Below are 21,336 nucleotides of genomic sequence, written 5' to 3'. Positions count from 1 at the left end.
GCCGTGGTTCCGGGAAGCCCCGGTTCAGTGGATCTGTACCGGTGCCCTGTCCGCAGCGGCTCGATCCGAAGGGACATTCGGCACTGGGACCCGGCAGGCCGTTGTTGCCAGACTTGGGGAATGCGATCCGGCACGCGATTGGTCCCTGTCCTGGTGGCTGCGGCCGCGGCTGTCGTCTATGTCCGCTGGGTTCGCCCATGGCAGCTCACCTGGGGTGCCACGCCGGAAGAGGTTTCCAGGCCACTGCCGGGCGATGACCTCGTGCCCAAGCCGACCTTCAACGCCACCCGTGCCATCACCATCGCCGCACCACCGGAGAGGGTCTGGCCGTGGCTGGTGCAGGCCGGAGTTACCCGCGGCGGCTGGTACAGCTACGACCTCCTCGATAACCTCGGGCGGCCGAGCGCACGGCGCATCATCCCGGAACTGCAGAACCTGGCGGTGGGCGACATCGTGCCCATGAGTCCCGACGGCAAACACGGCATCCCGGTCCGCGCGATGCAGCCTCCGCGGTTCATGGTCTGGGGCACTCCCGGGGACACCAGCTGGACGTGGCAGCTTGACCCCCTCACGGAAGGCTCAACCCGGCTTGTTAGCCGTATCCGCTCCCGATACCGGTGGCTCTCCCCGACGCTGGCCTTCTCCGCGCTTGTGGAGTTCGGTGACATTTGGATGATGCGCAAGATGCTGCTAAACATCCGCGAGCGTGCCGGAACGGCGCAAACCTAGATAGGCTGCCGGGCATGGACGCCGTCATTCCCATCTCCGTGGTCATTCCGACGCGCAATGACGCCAGTGAGTTGAGGGCCTGCCTGGCCCTGCTGGCCGTGCAGACCAGGCCTGCGGACGAGATCATTGTGGTGGACAACGCCAGCAGCGATGACACTGCCAACATTTGTGCAGCCGCCGGTGTGCGGCGGTTACCTGTGGATCTGCCGGGCATTCCGGCCACGGCTGCGGCGGGTTTTGATGCGGCGGCAGGCGCAATCATCGCCAGACTGGACAGTGACTCGCGGCCGCCGTCGGATTGGCTCGAGCGCATCGAACAGATCCTCCTCGCTTCCGGACCCCTCACCGCCGTTACCGGGCCCGGCGACTTCCATGGTGGAAACTTCTTGGCCCGCCTGGCCGGCCGGTGCCTGCTCCTGGGCGGTTACTTCGGACTGATTGGCTTTCTGTTGGGCCATCCTCCCGTGTATGGATCCAATTTCGCGCTTCACCGGGAACTGTGGGCCGGCATCCGGACAGCAGTTGTCCGGGACAACGCGCTGGTCCACGACGACCTGGACATCTCCTACCGGCTCCGGCCGGAAATGGATGTCATTTACGATCCCACGCTTCGAGTGGGCGTATCCGCGCGCCCCTTCACCAGTTGGTCCGCGTTCAAACGCCGGCTCATAATGTCGCTGGTCACGTTTCGCGTTGAATTCCGGTACCAGCCACCCCTGCGCCGCCGACGCGAACATTCCCGCCGGCAGCGGTAGCATCCACGGGTAAGCTTTCACCCTTCCTCTGCCTTGGCATAAAGGGCCAGGAGGTCCCGGCTGAGCTCATGCGGCGACGTTTCGCATGGACTGTGCCCACCCCTGTAGACCCCAATCCGGGCCCGGATAGACTGCGCGAACAGGCGGTGAAGCTGGAGCGGCCACAGGTCGTGTTCGCCGACCGCCACGAACTTGGTCAAGGGCGCCTCGGCGAGTCGTTGCCGAAGGTCCGGAACGTTCTGCATCAGTGTGTAGATGTCGCGCACGGACTCGCGGCGCGTGAAGCGGAAACGGTAGTCCACGAACCGTTGCCTTCCCGCTGGTACGTGGGCCACCCTGCCGCTGCGGATGCCCCAGATCAGCAGGGCAGCGCCGGCCCGGCCATTTACCCACGTGCTGAACCGGCCAATGCGGCTGACGCCCCTGAAGCTGTGGCCCGGCTCCGGCGGGCAGCTGAGCAGGGTAAGGGACCTGAAGAGCTCGGGCCGCTCCACATAGGCCAGCTGGGCTATGATGCCCGCGAAGGAGTAAGCCACAACATGGACAGGGGCAGTGGCCGTTTCAAGGACCGCCAGGAAGTCGTCCACGAAGAGCCGGTAGTCATAGTGCTTTCTGGGCGGCACCAGCCTCTCCGGGCCCGCTGCTGCGGACTGGTACTGGCCCGCCAGGTCATAGCTCAGGGTGAAGTAGCCGGCGTTGGCGAGGTCGGGCATCATGAGTGAAAAATCCTCTTTGGACCCCGTGGCGCCGGGAACCAGAACAACGCCGGGATCACCGGGGTCGCCCAGCGCCATGGCGGCCAGTTGGCCACTGGGAACGTCGATGCTGCAGTGGACCGCGCCGGGAGGCGGCACGAACCAGTCCACGTCACCGAGCTCCGCATCCAGCCTCGCGGCGGCATCCACGCGGGCGGAACCAAACTCGTCAAGGTTGACCCCGCAGTCTTCTTGGTCCGGCTCCGGCATGGTCCAAACATAGTCCAGCCCGTTGACCTTCGTCAGGACCGGGAGGAAGCGGCGGTCAGTCAGGCAACATCACGGACGAATGCGTGCAGGCGCCGGTACACCTCCTGGGATTCCGGGTAGCGGTAATCCTGTTGCCAGGTGTGCTCAGTGTTAGCGCTGTTCCAGGGGTAGATCAGGGTATCCACGGGAATGCCGTGCTGCTGAAGCCGGTCGATGAAGTTCAAGTTCGCCTGGTAGAAGTAATCCCGCTCGGAGGTGGTGACGAGCACGGGGGGATGGCTCCCGTCCAGCCATTCGATCGGGGACAGGAAGCCGGCGGCAACCCTTAGCCGCGCACTGGTCGTGCGGGTCGGCGACGGCCCGTGGCTGCCGCCTCCGGACGGAGCTGTTGCCTCCGGATCCGCTGCCGCCGCCGCGGCAGGAAGGAGCATACGGACGAAATTGAGGCTGAGGACAAACCCGGCCTCAAAGAAAACCGAGAAATCCACTGCACTGCAGTGTTGAACAAGCCCTTTCAGATGCGCGGCGGGAACAGCGGGCCGCAGGGAGTAGTGCGCCGCCAACTCGGGGCGCAGGCTGGCAGCGGTCAGCAAAGCAGCGATCTGGCCGCCGGCTGAGTCCCCTCCCAGCACCAGGCGCCCGGGATCCCCGCCGTATCCCTCGATGTTGGCGGCGACCCACGCCACGGCCGCGTTGGCATCCTCAAGCACGTGTCCCATGTGGAACCTGGGTGCGTGCCGGTAGTTGACGTTGACCACCACCATCCCGCCCAGCACCTGGTTGGCGCAGTACTTGGTCAGCGCTGCCTTGTCACCGGACGTCCAGCCTCCGCCATGGAAGTACACGTAAACGGGAAGCAGTCGGCCGGTCACGTCCCCTCGGCCGGCCACGTCCCCTCCGCCGGCAGAGCGGGGTGCCGGGTTTAGCGGCGCCAGTATGTCGAGGCGGTGGGAACGGAGGCCATCGCCCACGTAGTCAATGTCGTGCGTGTAAGCCACCGCAGTGATTGGGTCCGTATTGAACCGCGCCTGCTCGCGGGCGCTGACCGAGCGCATCAAGAGGCGCCACGCCCACACGGGTACGCGGCGCATTACACTGCGGGCTTTCCGCGCAAAGGGCAACGCCCCGGCGGAACTGGCGGCCAACGTCATCCCTGCAATTTTACCGCCAGCTCATGGAACCTACGCCTGGCCGCCATCGAGGATCCGCCGTGCATCCTCCTGCGCCCGGAGTGCCACCTCCGTGACCACCTCACCCTTCACATGGCCGGCGGCGGAGATGATGCTTCGGAGTTCGGTCACGGTCAGCGGCGGGCTTGCGCTGTGCGCCACGGCATGGCAGTTGTGGCAGAGCGGAACGAGGTCGGCAATGGGGTCAAGCTGATAAGGGCCGTCAAGCATCGCTGGGGGAGCCAGATGGTGGACGCCCATCACCCCCGTCCCCGCCCCGCCGTAGACGGACTCGAATGAGAAGCTGCAGGAGGCGCACGACGTGCCATGGAAGGCCAGGCAGGCCCGTCGCGCATCGGCATCCCGCTCGTAGCGGTTCACCTGGATGGTGCTGACGGCGTCCGGCGGGAAGGTTCCGCCCGCCACCTGCGCAGGGTCCGCCGTCGACGGCCCGTGGTCCCGCCACAGCCGGCGCAGTACAGGCACGGACGACGGCGGCAGGGTCACCAAGGACGGGTCCTTCAGGCTGGTGCGCAGGCCGTTGGGGAGGGCGCCGCCCAGGATGCCGGGACGGATCTGCTCGCCGAGCGGCAGGAGTGAATCCAAAGCCAGCGCGAAGAACCAGCCAAGGGAGACGGCCTCCACACCGGCGGCAGCCTGGTACGGCTCGGACGTCACGAACCCGTGGCCGATCAGGCCGCTCGCGGCGTCATTGCTTCCCTCCAGGAGGAGCCAGGCCTCGGTTCCCGGACTGACGTCAGGACGGAAGCCGGTGTGCCAGCGGTCCAGGAAGGTTCCGGACCCGGATACCTGCGCGACGGCGGCACGGTAGTTCCAGCGACGCAGCGTTTCGGCGTCGCAGCGGAGAATTACTGCAGCCACTGTCCACCAAACCCCGCCACGCGTCGTCGACCCCCAAGCCCTGAAGGCGGGTTAGATCGGTTCCTTGGCCAGTGCCTTGGTCTTTGCGGGCGTCTCGCGCCCCAGGCGTTCATCCAGGGTGACGCGCAGCCGTGCGGCGGCAACCTGGACACGGTGCTCGGCAGGTGAGGCCTTTTTCGTGGCGGGCTTGGCAGCGCTGTTCCGGGGAGCGTGGACAAACCGGTGTTCAGGCGACGTTGCGCTCATGGTCCAACCTCCTTGGTACTGTCTTCATCCGTCGTTCCATTCTCGCCTAAGTTGCCGCGGTCGTCCACGAAGGCCGATTCCTGCCCGGAGCCGGCGTCAGGCTCAGGCTCATCGCCGTTCTCGTCTCCGGACACGCTCTTCCAGGCGATGTCGAACAGCTCGAGCTCCTCGTTGCGGGCCAGTTCGCTCCGGGCCAGGACTTCCAGCGTCGCCAGCCCCAGCGCCTTGGTCCCTTCATAGGGATCGAGTGCCCGGTCCAGCGCCCACTGGGTCCGTCGCCACCACTCGGCCCGGCTGTCCGACTCGGTCTTTTGCTGAAGGGCGTTGGCGTCGGCCTCGCGCTTCTGCTCCAGCGCTGTTTTGTCGGCGGCCGTGCGCTGCTTGAGCGTGCGCCAGTTGATGTAAAAGGCCAGCAACGCGGCGATGAGGACCGCCAGGGGTCCGAGGCCGGCCAGGATGACCCACCAGTCCGCCGGGCCGGAATGGACCACGACATCCAACGGGCCGGGGGAGGGAACAGGGGTCACCCGACCAGCTTAGGCCGCAGCGCGGCCGGCAGCCGGGCCGACACCCGCAGTCCGCTGCATCAGCCGCCGTGCCGTGAAATGAGGACAGGTCCGCGGGCGTGGTGCAAAACGGCGTGTGCAGTTGAGCCGATGGTCTCCCTGAGGATGCCGCGGCCCTGGGAACCCACCACAACCATCCGGGCTTCCCCTGCGGCTTTGAGGATGGCGTGGGGGACCGAGGTGTCCGCAAGCACTTCACCGTCCACCCGCACAAGGGGCGCTTTGGCAGTTGCGCGGTTCACTGCCGACGCCAGGATTTCCTGGGCTCCGGCGGCGCCCTGTCGGTCAGGCAGTTGATAGCCTGCGGGCTCGTGCCGGACGTGGACCACCTTGAGGGGTGCCTGCCATGCCGACGCCAGGGCGCATGCATCATCCAGTGCTGCGGGGGAACCCGACGCATCGACGGCAACGACGACGGGACCGTCCGGGTGGAGCTCCGGCCGGATCACCGCAACAGGGCAGGTGGCGGTGGCTGCCAGTTCCAGGCTCACGGAGCCCACCAGGAGGCCCAGGAAGCCGCCCAGGCCGCGGCTGCCCACCACGAGCATCCGTTCACCTGCGGAAATTTCGGCCAGATGCTGCGCCGGCAATCCGTGCAGCAGGGTGCTCCTGACCTGAAGCCCGGGTACCTCCGCGGTGGCCACCGCGACGCCGTCCTCGAGGATGGACCTGGCCGACTGTTCCAGGCCGCTGCCCGACACGCCAGGGACCGGACCGAGGTGCCGGGTCAGCAGCGGCCACAGCGAACAGTGCACCACACGGAGGGAGCCGTTGGTGGCGTGTGCGCAGCGCGCCGCCCAGCGGACGGCGGCGGCAGCCTCATCCGACCCGTCATAGCCGGCCACAATGGACCCTGACTCCTGCGTCACGTCTCAGCGCTCCTGACCGCCATGATCTTCACCGGCGGGACCTTCGGCCCTTTGGCCGGCCTGCTCCTTGGTTTCATCCTGATTCTAGGCAGTGGGGAGGGACATGGGCAGCATGGTGCGCCGGATCGTGTTGATGGTGCTCGCCCTGGCTGCCCTGCTGGTGGGGGCGGCGGCGCCGGGCACCGCTGTGGTGCCGGCAGCCGTCATTGTGGAGGACACGGCAGGGGTGCTCGACCAGAACACCCTGGTGCCCGCCGTCGAACGGATCCAGTTCTACGAGCCCACCCGCGTTGCCGTCTTCACGTACAACGGCAAGGCGGAGGACAACCTCAATGAAGAGGTCCTGAAATTCGCGCGGTCCAGGCATCCGGAGTGGATCAGCCCGGACGGCCAAAAATGGGCCGACGGACTGTTCATCTTCGCGCTCGACCCCGTGGGCCGGCATGTGGGGACGTACATGGGCGAGGACCGGAAGGTGTCGCTCGAGCAGCGCAGCGACATCCAGGACGCGTCCAAGGAACTTTTCCGCGACGCCCAGTGGACGGACGGCACCGTGGCCGGCATCCGCCGCGGCGCAGAGCTCATCAACCAGCCCTGGTACCGCTCCGCGGCCTTCCTGGTTACCGCCTGGGTCACCGCGGGAACCGCGGCCCTGGGCGCGGCCGCATGGCTGATTGTCCGTGCCGTGACCAGGACCGGATGCCGAAAGCAGATGGAACGCGGGGATCGCAGCTACTCCAACGTCAGCATGGACCTGGACGTCACGGAACTGAATGCCGGCACCATTCCCGAATCATCCCGCTACGGCAGCCAGGTCCTGGAGAAACACCGCACGTTCCTTAGCCGCTATGCCGCCGTTACGCAGCTTTCCAACCAGGTGCACGCACTGGGCAGGCGGGCCTTGAGCAGCCGGAAGAACCTCAAGCTTGCCCGGCAGTTCGCGGACAGTGCCGCCGAGCTGGATGCCCTGGATGACGTCATCGCGGACAGCAACGCCTTCCTGAACCGCGCCGACACGTGGCCCACTGCCTGGGACCGGCAGTTGGCCCCGTTCCGCAAGGACCTGGCCGGACTGGAGCAGCTCCTGGCCAAACGCCACGGGCAGGGGGACTCGGCAACGGCTGCTGCACTGCGGTCCTTCCGCGACGAAAGCCTGCGGGAGATTGAGCGGTGGACCGCTGAACTGGCCGACCGGCGGATTAGCCCGGAAGAGGCCCTGGACCGTCTCTATGCGGCGCGTTCCCGGCTCTCGGAGCTGTTGGAGAACCATGCCGAAACGGTCATCCAGGGATTTGCCAGGAATGACCGCGAGGCACGCCTGATGCGCGAACAAATGGAGACGGCCCATGAGGGCACGGACCACCGCAGGCAGCGGACTTACGAACCGAGCATCCTTGGCACGGTGTACCCGTCCTACATGTTCTTCTCCGTGGCCACGTTCAACTCCGGCTTCAATACCGGGGTCAGCAGCGTCAATTCCGCCAGGGGCGGCGGCAGCACCACCGGATACGGCAGCAGCGGCGGCAGCTTTTCCGGCTCCGGCAGCTCATCAGGCTTCTAGCGCAGCGGGCACACACGGCGCTGCGGACACAGCAGTGGGGCCCGTCGTTGGATGTGCCCCACTGGCTGAATGCATGGCCTGGACGGCGGGTTCCGCCGTCGGCCTTTACAGCCCGGACCTAGGCGGCGCCGAGGGAGTTGAGTCTGCGGGTCCCGCGGCGGACGGTGTAGTGCGGGTGCTGCGGGTGCTGCGGGGGAGCGAGGAGAACGTTCGGCGGCGGCGGCGCTACGTCCTGGATCAGGCCGGTGCCTGCACATTCCCGTACCTCCTCGATGGCGGCGGCCGCCGCATGCTTGTCCGTGAACTGTCCGGAAACCGCCAGCACATGTCCATCGGGCATCACAAGCCGGAACCGAATCTGTGAATCATCATCGACAAACAGTTCGAACGTACCTGCCATAAGCCTTGTTCTCCTCAATCGTCCTGCCTCCAGTGGTGAGGCTGCATGCCATGCCGGAAACGGCACGGCAAAACTCAGGGCGCACTACCCCATCGTGGTGCGCCTTTCGACCTAAACCACCATCTCAGAGGCCACCTCCCCACTTTTAGGGACCAAGGTCCCTGATCGCAGGTGCCGGGGGGAATCAGGCCGCTACGCGCGACAAACGGATCAACGCAACTCCGGTGGTAATGAACCACACCCACAGCAAAATGCCGTACCCCCAATAGAAGCCGGGAGCTGCGTGGCGAAGGAGCTCGCTGACCACCCCCAGTGCGCCAGTGGCAATGCCCAGCCACGCCAGGTACCGCGGGAAGGTTGCCTTGCCGGACGTGAGCATGGCCAGTCCCATCAGCAGGATCCCAAGGGCGGAGAGGACGCCGACGATGGCCGGGGTGTTGTTTTCGGCGATGATGGCTTCGGCGGCGGTGGCATAGGTCCTGCGTTCCTCCTCGGTCCCGGCGGCCACGAAGCGGTCGCTGAGATAGACCAGGTTGAGGGAGCCGCGGCTGCTGACCGGAACGGCAAGCAGCAGCGCCCAAGGGAGGGCGCCGACGACCAGCGCCATCAGGGGCAAGCTCTTCCGGAAGGCCGAGAGGGCAACGAAGAGGGCAGTAAAAACAAGGACCGGGAAGATGTTCGGGAGGATCCACAGGATTTGCTCGGCCACATAGCCCGCCTTGTGCGACGCAATGAAGTCAAGGGTGGCGGCTCCGCCGTGAACGGGAGGGGGAGCCATGAAGTCGAGCACCAGGGCCGTTATCAGCAGAAGCACAAACAGGATGGACGACGCGCCCGCCACAAGGTAGAGGAGCTTCCAGCCGTGGTGGTCGCCGGCCTGGACGGCAGCACCGGCGGCCCCTGGCGTGCGCCGGACGCCCGGACTGCCAGTCATGAGGAACGGTTCCTGGTCATGCCCCGACTCTGCTACCCGACCCGCGGGCCGGATAGTGCCTTTGGGCCCGACCGGGCTTCAGGTTCTTCCGTGTTCCGTGACCAAGGACCCTTGGCCCTGCAGCGGGGTCTGGGAAGCTTGCTGAATTGAACCATGGTCCCGCACCAGGAGGCAGAGATGGCGACAAATGGCCCCCATTCAGGCCACGGCACGGAGGAGCGGCTGCGAATAGAGCTGGAGGATGCTGCATCCGTGAAATGGTGGGCGCGGATCCTGTACACACTTGGCTCACAGTACGGGCGGACACAGCTGCGGTTCGTGGGAAAGGCGGAGGACGGCCGGCGGCTCTATACAGGCGATACGTTCCCCGGGCCGCCCCTGAACCGAACGCCTCCCGAGGAGGCGTGGGCACCTGGCCTGGAGGCGAGCCTTACCCGGCTGCGGCAGGAGATCGTCCGGGACGGATGGTTGGAAACCAGCCGCGGCACGCAGCCTTGGGATGTGACCTACAGCCGTCGCCGGGGGTCCTGACCGCTGTGCTTGGCGGCCGGCGGGTTTCCATGGCCGGCCACGGTTCCGGCCGGTTCTGGGTCGCCTGATCCCGGCCTCAGGCGACCGGCCAGACCACCCTTGTTTGCCAGGTGGCAGGGTCCGGTTGCTGTTCCGGATCGGTCAGGTAGTACTCCCACATGGAGTCTGCAGGGGAAGCGCCGTCGGCTTCAATGCTCTTCCTGATCGCATCGTACGTGGTGCCCAGGGTGTCGTAGGGGCCGGTGTGGATGGCTTCGAAGGCATCCGTGTCGGGAAGCGTGCTGCTGGCCACCTCACCGGTGCCGTGGAAACTTCCGGCGACGGGGAACCCGGCTTCAACGTCCACCGTTTCGCCCGGCATGCCGTGGTACAGCGCAAACGGCGGGCCGGCCGGGCTGGCGCCCTGCATCTGGACCGCGGCCATGACGGCACCAAAGGCCCGGCCGAAGAAACCGGTCAATGCGTCCATGGGAACACGTTCGCGGACAACGGCGACGGGCTGTTCGGTGATGTGGATCTTTTGCGGCTGCTGGCCATTTTCAGTCATGCCATCAGCCTTGCCATCCGCGCTGGGAAGTGACAGGGCCATAGGACCCTGGGGGCCACCACCCCTGATCAGCCGGCCGCCTCGTACGCTTCAAGCATCCAGCCGCGGACCTCGGGATCGAGCTGCCTGCCGTCTGTGAGCTCCAGGTGGTGCATCCAGGTTCCGGGTGCCGGTTGGACGACCTGCTTGAAGCGCGGTGAGTCCAAGGTGCGGGGCAAGGCAAGGGACAGCACCAGTGGAACCGCGGATTTGACGTAGACCCCCGGCCGCCAGAGGTAGGCGTACCCGCGGCGCCGGCGAAAAGAGACCTGGCTCTTGCTGACCCGGACCTCATGGGGACCCAGTTCCGATGCCATCCGTTCCGCAGCCTGGTAAAGCCCCAGGGCCGCCGGGTCGCCGTCGAAAAACCGCTCCACCGTCCAAGGCGCAGCATTCATGGTGGGCTCCGGGTGTGCGTAAGGATCAGGGCGCCTTCAACTCTCTCCCGGGACCCGGCACCGGGGGAGTGCCAAAAGTCATGCCGTAGGGGTGGGCGGGGCCAAATGCCCTACCCCGGTTGACAGGATCAGGGTAGGTTCGGCTCTATGTGCGATGACCGTTTCCATCCCGTGTCGAAGTGTCACGGATGAGGAAGCAGGCCGCCCCGTCTGCGGGAACCGGTGGGAGTGCCGGCAGCTTTGACGACGAGGAACCTGCCGGCTCGCCCGTCGAAAAGGCCCGGGGCTTCGTCAGGCGGTATCCCGTCGTCGCCCTGACCTTCCTGGTGCTCGTGGCCACTTTGGTGCTGCTGCAGTTTAATCTGGGACTTCAGGTCCGCGTGCTCGCGTCCGCCTACGCGGCCGTCATTGTGGTGGTACGGGCGGCCGGAATGGTCCGGTCGTTGCGGGAGGGGCGCTGGGGGATCGACCTCCTGGCCCTGATGGCGATCGCCAGCACGGTGGTGGTGGGCGAGTATCTCGCCGCGCTGGTGGTGATCCTGATGCTCACGGGCGGTGAAGCGCTGGAGAACTTTGCGCAGGGACGTGCGGCGCGTGAGCTGCGGTCCCTGCTGGACCGGGCTCCGCGTTTTGCCCACCGGGAGGGGGCTGGTGCCGTACTCGAGGAGACGCCAATCGGTGATGTGGCCCCGGGAGACGTTCTGGTGGTCCGGCCTTCGGAGCTGGTACCCGTTGACGGCGAACTGCTGTCCGATTCCGCCAGCCTCGACGAATCATCGCTCACCGGCGAAAGCCTGCCGGTGGAACACACCAGGGGGCAAACGCTGCTCAGTGGCGCGGTGAATGGGGTAGCCGCCATACGCATGCGTGCAACGGCCAGCGCGGCCGATTCCCAATACAGCCGGATCATCGCCTTGGTGGAGGAGGCGTCCAACAGCCGCGCGCCGGTGGTCCGCCTGGCGGACCGCTACGCCGTTCCCTTCACCGTCCTGGCGCTGGCGATGGCCGGAACAGCCTGGTTCCTGTCCGGCGAGCCGCTCCGTTTCGCCCAGGTCCTGGTGGTGGCAACGCCCTGCCCGCTCCTCATCGCCGCTCCGGTGGCCTTTCTTGCCGGCACGAGCCAGGCCGCCCACAAAGGCATCATCATCAAGAACACCCGGACCCTCGAGCAACTTGCAAAGGCACAAACAGCGGTCTTCGACAAGACCGGCACGCTCACGTCAGGGCGCCCCGTCCTGGACGAGATCCAGCTGGCGCCGGGCTACGGCGAAGCCCTGGGGAGCCGAAGGATCCTGCAGTTGGCTGCCTCCGCTGAGCAGTACTCCTCGCACGTGCTCGCAGGCTCCGTGATTGAAGCCGCCAAGGCCGCCGGCCTTGGACTGCTGACGGTGCAACAGGCGACGGAGAGCGCCACCCACGGCGTGGACGCCGTCTGCGACGGGCAGCGGGTGGTGGTGGGGAAAGCAGGCCTGGTGCGGAGTTCATCAACCGGATTCCGGGAGGCAGCCGTGCGCAGCGGCCAGCTGGCTGTCCACGTGGCGGTGGACGGCGAGTACGCCGGTGCACTGATCATGAAGGACCCGTTGCGACGCAATGCCGTGGACACCCTGGCCCGCCTGAACAGCCTGGGTGTCCGGAACACCATGCTCCTGACCGGTGATGCCCACGCTACGGCTGCACACATCGCCGAGGAAGCGGGAATCGGCCGGGTCCAGGCCGAATGCCTTCCCGAGGACAAGGTCAACACGGTGGCCGGCATCCAGGAACGGCCCGTCCTGATGGTGGGCGACGGCGTCAATGATGCCCCCGTCCTTGCAGCGGCAGACGTGGGAATCGCAATGGGCGCCAAGGGTGCCACCGCGGCCAGTGAATCGGCGGACGTTGTGATCATGCTCGACGACGTGTCCAAGGTGGCCCAGGCCGTGGCCATCGGAAAACGGACGGTGGCGGTGGCTTTGGTGAGTATCTGGACCGGGATAGGACTCAGCCTGGTCCTGATGGCCATAGCCATGACGGGATACATTCCCGCCGTCGCCGGCGCCCTCCTGCAGGAGCTCGTGGACCTGGCCACCATCCTGAACGGGCTGAGGGCATTGCATGGGGCTGACCGGAAAAGCGGGGCTGACCGAAAACCGGCAGCGCAGCCAAGAGCAGTTGCTTCCGGCTGAGCCAGCCAGGGACGGGGGCCGGCCGGCATGACTTTCGGCCCTTCCCTCCGCAACCCGGGGCCGGGATCGTGGTGTCCATGAACGCAGAAACAGGGGCGAAGCCCGTCATCGTGGGTGTGGACGGTTCTGAATACTCCTCCGCAGCCCTCCGTTACGCGGGCACGCTGGCAGCCCGCCTGGGCACCCGGCTCGAAGTCATCTCATGCGTCGGGATGCCGGACTACCTGGTCATGTCCCGCCTTGAAGGGGCGGACCGGCAGTTCACCGCCAGGCTCGAGGATGCTGCAGGGCGGCTGGTCGAGGATGCCCTGGGCCGGGCCTTTTCGGGGGAGCGGCCGGAAAACATCGATGTGACCGTCAAGTTCGGGCCGCCGGCGAAGGTGCTGGTGGAGGAGAGCGGGCGGGCACAGATGCTGGTGGTTGGACGGCATGGCGAGGGCGGGCTGCTTAAGTCGTCGATGGGCTCGGTCAGCAGGGCTTGCGCGGCCCACTCCAAGTGCCCGGTGCTGTTGGTGGGGCAGGAGGCGGACGCTGTGTGAGGACCGCTGAGGGCCTGAGCTCTGAACGGGCCGCGCAGCTCCTGGAGCAGACTGGCCCCAACCAGCTGCCCGGGGAAAAACCGGTCCCGCAATGGCGGAAGCTGTGGGGGGAGATGACGCACTTCTTCGCCCTCATGCTGTGGTGCGCTGCCGGCCTGGCCTTCATCGCGGACATGCCGCAGCTCGCGGTGGCGATCGTCGTCGTCGTGATAGTCAACGGAGTGTTCGCCCACATCCAGCAGGAACGTGCCCAGCATGCGGCGGCCAAGCTGCGCGGATTGCTGCCCGCCGACGTGATGGTCCGGCGCGATGGCAGGGCGCGCAAAGTCCACGCGAGCGAGCTGGTGGCCGGCGACGTGGTGCTGCTCAACGCCGGTGACCGGGTTCCCGCCGACGTCATTCTTCTCTCAGCATCCGCCTGCGCCGTGGATGAGTCCATGTTGACCGGGGAGAGCGAGCCGGTCCCGAAAGCCGGCGGCGACTCCGCGTGGGGCGGAACCTTCCTGGTCAATGGCGACGCCGAGGCAGCGGTCGCCGCAACCGGCGGTGACACCCGCCTGGCCGGGATAGCGGCCCTGACCAGCGGTGCTATTCCTCCACCCACTCCGCTGTCGCTGGAGCTGCGCAGGATAGTGCGGGTCATCGCCGTGGTGGCCCTTGGCATTGCCGCTCTCTTTTTCCTGGTATCGCTGTTGGTGGGGTTTCAGTGGCGCGATTCGTTCCTGTTCGCCATTGGAGTTGCGGTTGCCCTGGTCCCGGAAGGCCTCCTGCCCACCGTTACGTTGTCCTTGGCCATGGGGGCGCAGCGGATGGCCTCCCGCAATGCCCTGATCCGCAACCTGGAGGCCGTGGAAACCCTGGGCTCCACGACCTTCATTTGCACGGACAAGACCGGGACCCTGACGCAGAACCGGATGAACGCCGTCGAGGTCTATACCACCGAAGGGTCCGTCCTGGTGACAGGTGAGGGCTATGCCCCGGAAGCGGAAATCAAGGGGCAGGGGCTGCTAAGGGCTGCTGACGCGGCGCTGGCGGCGCGTGCCGCGTCGCAGGGCCGGGCTGAACTGCACGGCGGACAATGGCGTGCCCGCGGCGACCCGATGGAAGCCGCACTGGACGTCCTCGCGCGGAGGCTGACTGGCACCGGGACCGAACCGGCCCTTACGCGCCGGTTGCCGTTCGACCCCGTGCGCCGGCGCGAATCCGTGATCGCCGGGCCGCACCTGTTCTGCAAAGGCGCCCCGGAAACCGTGCTTCCCCTCTGCGAGTTTGTGCCCCCGGCGGTCAAGGACCAGGTGGAGGAGATGGCTTCCCGGGGACTACGGGTGATCGCGGTGGCGCGGCGGGGGCTCGACGGTCCACCCCGTCCATGGCAGACCGCTCCCGCCGCTGACCTTGAATCGGGCATGGAGCTGTTGGGCTTGATCGGACTCCATGACCCGCCGCGGCCGGACGTCAGCGAAGTCATCCGAACGGCCCGCCGGGCGGGCCTGAAAATCGCCATGATCACCGGCGACCATCCCGCCACGGCGGCCGCAATTGCCCGGCAGATCGGTCTGATCGGAGCTCCCGAATGCGTGGTGGAGGGCGCGGACCTTCCGGATGACGGGCAGATGCTTGGAGCGCTCCTGGACCGCGACGGCATCGTGGTCAGCAGGGTATCGCCGGAACAGAAGCTTCGGGTGGCGAAGGCGCTGCAGGCCCGGGGCCATGTCGTGGCTATGACCGGCGACGGCGTCAATGACGGCCCCGCCCTTCGTGAGGCCGATATCGGCGTGGCCATGGGCCTGAGCGGAACCGACGTCGCGCGGGAGGCATCCGACCTGGTCCTGCTGGACGACCATTTCGCCACCATCGTGGCGGCCATCGAACAAGGCAGGGCAACCTATGCGAATATCCACCGGTTCCTCACTTACCACCTCACCGACAATGTGGCGGAACTTACTCCCTTTGTGATTTGGGCGCTTTCCGCCGGCCAGTTCCCCCTTGCCCTGGGCGTCCTGCAGATCCTGGCCCTGGACATCGGGACGGACCTGCTGCCGGCGCTGGCCCTCGGAGCCGAACGGCCAGGGCAACGCATCCTGGCCAGGGCCCCCGAGCGCCGCCACCTGATGGACCGGCAACTGATGATCCGGGTATTCGCCGTCCTCGGTCCCGTGGAGGCGTTTATGGAGATGTCAGCATTTTCGGCCGTCCTTTTTGCGGGTGGCTGGAGCCGGGGACAGGTCCCGGACACAGGGCTCCTGATGGCTGCCTCCGGTGCCGCCTTCACCGCCGTCGTCCTGGGGCAGCTCGCCAACGCTTTTGCCTGCCGCAGTGCCAGCCTGCCGCCCTGGACACTGGGGTGGGGCACCAACAAGCTCCTGGTGTGGGCCGTGCTGGCTGAACTGGCCATCCTGGCGGTGTGCCTGTTCGTGCCCTACCTCGCCGAATTGCTGGGCCAGGCACCACCTGCCCCGATAGGATTCCAGATCGCACTCCTCGCGGTCCCGGCCGTTCTCGTCGCTGACTGGATCCACAAAGCGGCCCGGAGGCGGCTGCGGCGGAGCTAGGACCAAAGACTCTGCCTGGCCCGTTGGCCGGAGGCCACAATCGAGCCATGACTGCCGCCGCAGAAACCTTCCTGGCCGACATCAGCGTCAAGTGGATCGAAGATACAGGAATCGCGGACATCCCCTCCGTGGGAGGCAAGAATGCGTCCCTTGGGGAGCTGAGCCGGGCACTGAAATCCGCCGGCGTCAGGGTTCCCGAAGGCTTCGCCACCACGGCCGCCGCCTACCGCGCCTTCCTTGCTGCCAATAACCTGGAGCCCCGGATCAAGCAGTACATGGAGGAACAGCGCGCGGGGACCATTACGCTGCGCCAGGCGGGGGCAGCGATCCGTGAACTGTTCCTGCAGGCAACCTTCCCCCAAAGCATCGCGGCTGACATCCAGGAGCACTACCGGACCCTCTGCCGCCGCGCCGGGCAGGCCCAGGCTTCCGTTGCGGTCCGCAGCAGCGCCACGGCCGAGGACCTGCCGGATGCCAGCTTCGCCGGGCAGCAGGAAACTTTCCTCAATGTGGCCGGGGAGCGCGGGGTCCTCGACGCGTGCCGGCGCTGCTACGCTTCCCTGTTCACGGACCGGGCCATCAGCTACCGGGAAATGAAGGGTTACGGGCACTTGGACGTTGCCCTCTCGGTGGGCGTGCAGCGGATGGTCCGCTCGGACCTTGGCGCATCAGGGGTGATGTTCTCGATCGACACCGAGTCCGGTTTTCCCGGCGTGGTGGTCATCAGCGCCGCCTGGGGACTGGGGGAGACGGTGGTCCAGGGGACTATCAATCCCGACAAATTCCAGGTGTTCAAGCCACTCCTGGCAGACCGGCGCTTCAGCCCCGTCATCGAGCGGGAGTTGGGGGCCAAGGAACGAAAAATGGTCTACAGCCAGGGCGGGGATGCACGGACCAGGACCGTCGAAACCACCGAGCGGGAGCAGCGCTCGCTGGTGCTGGATGACCGGGAAGTGGTCCTGCTGGCCCGCTGGGCCGTTGCGGTGGAGGACCATTACGGGCGGCCGATGGACATGGAGTGGGCCAAGGACGGGGTGACCGGAGAGCTTTTCATGGTCCAGGCAAGGCCGGAGACGGTGCAGGCCCGCCGGAGCACGTCCACCTTCCGCACCTATCATCTTGTGCAACCGGGCCCGGTCCTGGTCACCGGCGCCGCGATCGGCGACTCCATCGCCAGGGGCCGGGCATGTGTGGTCCAGGATGCGAAGGACATCGAATCATTTGTTGATGGCTCCGTGCTGGTCACCCGGATGACTGACCCGGACTGGGTGCCCATCATGAAGCGGGCCGCGGGCATCATCACCGACCATGGCGGCCCAACCAGCCACGCCGCCATCGTCAGCCGCGAACTGGGTGTGCCCGCCGTCGTGGGGACCCGTAACGCCACCGAGGTGGTTGCCGACGGCGTCCAGGTCACATTATCGTGCGCGGAAGGCGAGGAGGGACGCGTCTATGAGGGGCTGTTGGAGTTCTCCGTGGAAGACGTGGACATGCAGGCCCTCCCGGCCACCCGCACGGACGTGATGATCAACATCGCCAGCCCGGCGGCAGCCTTCAAATGGTGGCGTTTGCCCGCGGCAGGCGTGGGCCTGGCCCGGATGGAGTTCATCATCAACAACCTGGTCCGCATCCACCCCATGGCCCTGGTCCACCCTGAAAGGGTGGTTGACCCGGATGAGGCGGCGCTGATCCGGCAGCTCACCCGCGGCTACCAGGACCCGCAGGAGTACTTCATTGACGTGCTGGCTACCGGAATCGCCAAGATCGCCGCTCCGTTCCACCCCAAGCCGGTGATCGTCCGGCTCAGCGACTTCAAGAGCAACGAATACAGCCACCTGATCGGCGGCAGCGCGTTTGAGCGCCCGGAGGAGAACCCCATGCTGGGGTTCCGCGGGGCGTCCCGCTACTACAGCAGCCACTACCGGGAGGGGTTCGCCCTGGAGTGCAAGGCCCTCAAACGGGTACGGGAACAGGCCGGGTTCGCCAACGTCATCGTCATGGTTCCCTTCTGCCGCACGGTGCGTGAAGCGGACAAGGTCATCCAGGCCATGGAAGAGCACGGCCTGGTGCGCGGCGTGGACGGGCTGCAGCTGTACATGATGTGCGAGATCCCTGCCAACGTGGTTCTGGCGGAGGAATTCGCCAAGCGCTTTGACGGCTTTTCCATCGGGTCCAACGACCTCACACAGCTGGTGCTTGGCGTGGACCGCGACTCGGAGGAGCTTGCCGGACTGTTCGATGAGCGGGACCCGGCGGTGATGTCCATGATTGCCCAGGCGATCACCAAGGCCCACGCCGCCGGCATCAAAATCGGCATCTGCGGTCAGGGGCCCAGCAACCATCCGGACCTGGCGGAGTTCCTGGTCAGCCAGGGAATCGATTCGGTGTCCCTGAACCCTGATACGTACGTAAAAACGCTGCCCGTCATTGCGGCGGCGGAGGCCGCCTTGGCCAAGGGGCAATAAAGTGCCTGGCCCGTCACAGGGCCAGGCACCGGCGTCGTACCCTGACTGTCCTCAACCCCTGCTGATGGGGATCTTCGACGCCGCGGCCGCCTGTCCCTGGTCCGGCATGGGTGCCCGGACTTCAAGGAGGCCGTCCTTGTAGGAGGCGGTGACGTCACCCTGCTGGACGCCGCTGGGAAGGGGAATCCGCCGGACAAAGGATCCGTACCGGAACTCGGACCGGTAGCTGTCCTTGTCCTTTTGCTCCGTCTTCTCCTGCCGCTCCGCCTTGATGGACAGCACGCCGTCCGTAACCGTCACGTCGACGTCCTTCTCCGGATCGATGCCGGGCAGTTCGGCGCGCACCACGAGCGTGTTGCCGTCCACCATCTCCTCAACCCGAATGGCCGAGGAACCCACGTCGCCTTCGAAAAGCCTCTCGATGACATCCATCGGGGAACGGCGGCTTTCGAACCATTTCATCAGGTCAGTCATTCTTTGCCTCCTGCTCATCTGGATACCGGACCATCGCGGTGCCCGGCATTTCCACCATCCCCTTCCCGTGATGCCGGTTCCAGAGTCAAAGGTCCCAGCCCGGTCCATCGGCGGCCGCGGGCCGGCGGCGTGTCAGACGGCCAATGATTTCGATGGCCGCGCATCCTGCCGCGGCCACTGCAACCGCGGGGACCAGCAGGCCGGCCGGGGGCCAGTCCACGCGGAAGAATTCCTGCGTCAACGGCACGGTGAACAGCAGGACCAGGCCCGCGTACATTCCGGCGAGGATCAGCACCTTGGTCCAGTTGAGGGGACGCGATGCCATCACCAGGATCCACGCCGCCACCAGTCCCAGGGTCATGGTCGCCGCAGACTGGGCGGACGCAAGGCTGTGTCCGCCCCATAACTGCCCATACGCGCTGACCGCCAGGACGCACAGGGCCGTGCAGATTCCTGCCGGGACCGCGAAGGCGAGGGAACGCCGCAGGAACCCGGCGGCGTAACGCTGACCGCCTGGCTGCAGGGCCAGGAAGAACGCCGGCAGGCCGATGGTCAGTCCGTCCAGGGCGGACAGCTGCCGCGGCAGGAACGGAAAGGCCAGCAACAGGATGCCGGTGACCACGGAGATGACCGTTGCATAGACGGTCTTGCTCAGGAAGACCAGGGAGACGCGCTCAATGTTGCTGATGGCGCGGCGCCCCTCGTCCACCACCGCCGGCAGCCTTTCGAAGCGGCCGTCCAGGAGGACCATACGGGCCACGGCCTTGGTCGCAGGCGACGCCGAGTCCATGGCGATGCCCAGGTCCGCCTCCTTGAGGGCCAGGACGTCGTTCACTCCGTCCCCGGTCATTGCCACGGTATGCCCCCGTCGCTTCAGGGCCTGGACCAGGTCCCGCTTCTGGGATGGCGTCACGCTTCCAAAGAGGTTGCAGGCTTCCACGGTCTCCTCCAGTTGGATTGGGTCCCGGGGCAGTGTGCGGGCGTCATAGGCAGCCCCGGTTCCAAAGCCCACCCCGCGGGCCAGTGCTGCCACCGTCCGGGGATCGTCACCGGAGATGATCTTGACGGTAACCCCCTGCCGGCGGAAGTAGTCCAGCGTTTTCGCTGCGTCGGCGCGAATGCTTTCCCGGAAGGTGAGCAGCAGGACCGGCACCAGCTCCGGCGGCAGGTCCACCTTTGCGGCGTCCGGCGCCAGCGGTCCCGGAAGATGTGCCAGTACCAGCGTCCTCAGCCCGGTGGATGCCAGGGCCACCGCCCTGCCGTGTGCTTTCCCGCAGCCAGGGGAGCCGAGCACCGCGTCGGGGGCTCCGAGGACCCACGTGCCCGGAGCGGCGGATTCCGGCGCGAACGTCACCGAACTCCACTTCCGGGCGGAGGAAAACGGGATTGAATCCTGCTCCGTGAGCGGAATTTGGGCAGGAAACGCTGCCCCGATCGCGGCAGCGGTACTGCTGGCGTCCGGACTGGCGCCAAACCACTCCACCGCCCTCCGCCACCCGCCTGCGCGGCCGTCCCCGGTGTCGTGGACGGCATCGAAGACCATGGAGCCGGAGGACAGTGTGCCCGTTTTATCCAGGCAGAGGACGTCCACCCGTGCCAGTACTTCCACGGCGGCGAGTTCCTGGATCAGGACTTTCTGGCGGGCAAGGCGGAGGCCGCCGACGGCAAATGCCACACTGGTCATCAGCAGCAGGCCAAGCGGAATCATGGCCATGATCCCGGCGACAGCTCCCACGACCGCAGGTACCCACCGTCCCGATCCCATCGCTCCGGTCCAACCGCCCTGGTCCTGCATCTGCGCATTCGTGAGCAGCAAGGCGACGGGCAGGAGCAGCCAGGTGATGACGGTGAAGACTTTTTCCAGGCTCCTGCGGATCTCCGACGTGACCAGGGAGAATCGCCGTGCCTCGGCGGCCAGCCGGTAAGCGGAGGTTTCAGGTCCAACCCGGAGCACGCTGGCTTGCCCGTTTCCCGCGAGGATCAGTGAACCGGACAGCAGTACGGCCCCGTCCTGCTTGGGGACGGGCTCGGATTCGCCGGTCAGCAGGGATTCGTCCACCTCAAGCGGGCTTTCGCCCAGCAGCAACAGGTCCGCCGTGACCTGGTCTCCGGCGTTGAGGACAACGAGGTCGTCCGGCACCAGTTCGTCCGAAGAAATACTTTCCCTGGCCCCGTTCCTGACCACAGTGCTCCGGGCAGCCTGCAAAATGGCCAGCTGGTCGAGCGACCGCTTGGCCCGGTACTCCTGGATGATGCCGATCAGCGAATTGCTGACGGCTGACAGGCCGAAGAGCGCATCACGCCACTGGCCAAGGACCAGGAGCAGGATGAAGCACCCTCCCACCACGCCGTTGAAGAGGGTGAACACGTTGGCCTGGACGATTTCACCGACGCTCCTGCTGGTTGCCGTGGGCACGCTGTTGATGCGGCCGGCAGCGGTCCGTTCGCGTACTTCGGCCGTGGAAAGCCCGTCCCGGGCATGGCGCAGGTCCACCCCCGGGACCGGCGTCCCGTTTTCCCCAGCTGGTGACATGGTGCGGCCAGGCA

20 protein-coding genes are annotated in these 21,336 nt (G+C 66.5%); 8 read left to right on the top strand and 12 right to left on the bottom strand.

Translation table 11 applies throughout. From position 1 onward, the window contains the following. The first annotated feature begins 120 nt into the window (after window positions 1–120). Window positions 121–729: an SRPBCC family protein gene (locus tag ACWRN3_RS04730; RefSeq protein ID WP_324642120.1), complete on the top strand. Its 609-nt coding sequence runs from the start codon at window positions 121–123 to the stop codon at window positions 727–729. 14 nt (window positions 730–743) lie between these two features. Next, a complete protein-coding gene (locus ACWRN3_RS04725) occupies window positions 744–1,484 on the top strand; it encodes a glycosyltransferase family 2 protein (protein ID WP_324642119.1) in 741 nt (246 codons plus the stop codon). 17 nt (window positions 1,485–1,501) lie between these two features. Here the strand turns inward: ACWRN3_RS04725 and ACWRN3_RS04720 are convergent, their stop codons facing one another. From ACWRN3_RS04720 to ACWRN3_RS04695, 6 genes are read right to left on the bottom strand one after another with little or no spacing between them, the layout of a single operon-like run. Continuing rightward, window positions 1,502–2,449 carry an alpha/beta fold hydrolase gene (locus tag ACWRN3_RS04720; RefSeq protein WP_324642118.1) on the bottom strand — a complete coding sequence of 316 codons (948 nt, stop codon included), beginning with the start codon at window positions 2,447–2,449 and terminating at the stop codon, window positions 1,502–1,504. Between the two features lie 59 nt (window positions 2,450–2,508). Continuing rightward, complete coding sequence (locus tag ACWRN3_RS04715; protein ID WP_324642117.1) at window positions 2,509–3,600, bottom strand: alpha/beta hydrolase; 1,092 nt, start codon at window positions 3,598–3,600, stop codon at window positions 2,509–2,511. A 30-nt stretch (window positions 3,601–3,630) separates the two neighbouring features. Then, on the bottom strand, window positions 3,631–4,500 hold the full coding sequence (locus tag ACWRN3_RS04710) for an HNH endonuclease (RefSeq protein WP_324642116.1): 870 nt from the start codon (window positions 4,498–4,500) through the stop codon (window positions 3,631–3,633). Window positions 4,501–4,551: 51 nt separating this feature from the next. Continuing rightward, on the bottom strand, window positions 4,552–4,746 hold the full coding sequence (locus ACWRN3_RS04705; RefSeq protein WP_159631839.1) for a hypothetical protein: 195 nt from the start codon (window positions 4,744–4,746) through the stop codon (window positions 4,552–4,554). Next, window positions 4,743–5,273: a hypothetical protein gene (locus tag ACWRN3_RS04700; protein ID WP_324642115.1), complete on the bottom strand. Its 531-nt coding sequence runs from the start codon at window positions 5,271–5,273 to the stop codon at window positions 4,743–4,745. Before ACWRN3_RS04700 ends, ACWRN3_RS04705 begins: the two co-directional genes overlap by 4 nt. A 59-nt stretch (window positions 5,274–5,332) precedes the next feature. Next, entirely contained in the window at window positions 5,333–6,181 is an 849-nt protein-coding gene (locus ACWRN3_RS04695; protein WP_476739986.1) for a universal stress protein, read from the bottom strand. 103 nt (window positions 6,182–6,284) lie between these two features. Here ACWRN3_RS04695 and ACWRN3_RS04690 point away from each other — a divergent pair, with 103 nt between their 5' ends. Then, on the top strand, window positions 6,285–7,742 hold the full coding sequence (locus ACWRN3_RS04690) for a DUF5129 domain-containing protein (protein ID WP_476739985.1): 1,458 nt from the start codon (window positions 6,285–6,287) through the stop codon (window positions 7,740–7,742). Window positions 7,743–7,860: 118 nt separating this feature from the next. Here ACWRN3_RS04690 and ACWRN3_RS04685 read toward each other — a convergent pair whose 3' ends face one another. Next, entirely contained in the window at window positions 7,861–8,142 is a 282-nt protein-coding gene (locus ACWRN3_RS04685; protein WP_476739984.1) for a YegP family protein, read from the bottom strand. A 184-nt stretch (window positions 8,143–8,326) separates the two neighbouring features. Next, window positions 8,327–9,076 (bottom strand): DUF4386 family protein, encoded by a 750-nt coding sequence (locus ACWRN3_RS04680; RefSeq protein WP_324642111.1) that lies wholly within the window; start codon window positions 9,074–9,076, stop codon window positions 8,327–8,329. A gap of 177 nt (window positions 9,077–9,253) precedes the next feature. On the opposite strand from ACWRN3_RS04680, the gene ACWRN3_RS04675 reads away from it, so the two are divergent. Then, window positions 9,254–9,607 (top strand): hypothetical protein, encoded by a 354-nt coding sequence (locus ACWRN3_RS04675; protein ID WP_255172381.1) that lies wholly within the window; start codon window positions 9,254–9,256, stop codon window positions 9,605–9,607. Between the two features lie 76 nt (window positions 9,608–9,683). On the opposite strand, the gene ACWRN3_RS04670 is transcribed toward ACWRN3_RS04675, so the two are convergent. Next, entirely contained in the window at window positions 9,684–10,154 is a 471-nt protein-coding gene (locus tag ACWRN3_RS04670) for a GyrI-like domain-containing protein (protein ID WP_324642110.1), read from the bottom strand. 68 nt (window positions 10,155–10,222) lie between these two features. Next, a complete protein-coding gene (locus ACWRN3_RS04665) occupies window positions 10,223–10,591 on the bottom strand; it encodes a DUF5655 domain-containing protein (RefSeq protein ID WP_255172380.1) in 369 nt (122 codons plus the stop codon). A gap of 188 nt (window positions 10,592–10,779) precedes the next feature. Here ACWRN3_RS04665 and ACWRN3_RS04660 point away from each other — a divergent pair, with 188 nt between their 5' ends. From ACWRN3_RS04660 to ppsA, 4 genes are all read left to right on the top strand, one after another. Then, window positions 10,780–12,759, top strand: coding sequence for a heavy metal translocating P-type ATPase (locus tag ACWRN3_RS04660; protein ID WP_324642109.1), 1,980 nt, complete (start codon window positions 10,780–10,782; stop codon window positions 12,757–12,759). Window positions 12,760–12,836: 77 nt separating this feature from the next. Further along, window positions 12,837–13,298 (top strand): universal stress protein, encoded by a 462-nt coding sequence (locus tag ACWRN3_RS04655; protein ID WP_255172378.1) that lies wholly within the window; start codon window positions 12,837–12,839, stop codon window positions 13,296–13,298. Further along, window positions 13,295–15,850, top strand: a complete 2,556-nt coding sequence (locus ACWRN3_RS04650; RefSeq protein ID WP_476739983.1) for a cation-translocating P-type ATPase — start codon at window positions 13,295–13,297, stop codon at window positions 15,848–15,850. Before ACWRN3_RS04655 ends, ACWRN3_RS04650 begins: the two co-directional genes overlap by 4 nt. A 47-nt stretch (window positions 15,851–15,897) precedes the next feature. Further along, complete coding sequence (ppsA, locus tag ACWRN3_RS04645) at window positions 15,898–18,315, top strand: phosphoenolpyruvate synthase (protein ID WP_476739982.1); 2,418 nt, start codon at window positions 15,898–15,900, stop codon at window positions 18,313–18,315. Between the two features lie 51 nt (window positions 18,316–18,366). Here ppsA and ACWRN3_RS04640 read toward each other — a convergent pair whose 3' ends face one another. Both ACWRN3_RS04640 and ACWRN3_RS04635 read right to left on the bottom strand, forming a co-directional pair. After that, a complete protein-coding gene (locus tag ACWRN3_RS04640; protein ID WP_255172375.1) occupies window positions 18,367–18,789 on the bottom strand; it encodes an Hsp20/alpha crystallin family protein in 423 nt (140 codons plus the stop codon). 85 nt (window positions 18,790–18,874) lie between these two features. Further along, window positions 18,875–21,322, bottom strand: a complete 2,448-nt coding sequence (locus ACWRN3_RS04635; protein ID WP_476739981.1) for an HAD-IC family P-type ATPase — start codon at window positions 21,320–21,322, stop codon at window positions 18,875–18,877. Between the last annotated feature and the right edge of the window lie 14 nt (window positions 21,323–21,336).

The sequence above is a fragment of the Pseudarthrobacter sp. rb genome, from assembly GCF_056389225.1.
Note: the sequence above shows the minus strand (reverse complement) of the source record. Positions and strands in the feature narration are given on the sequence as shown.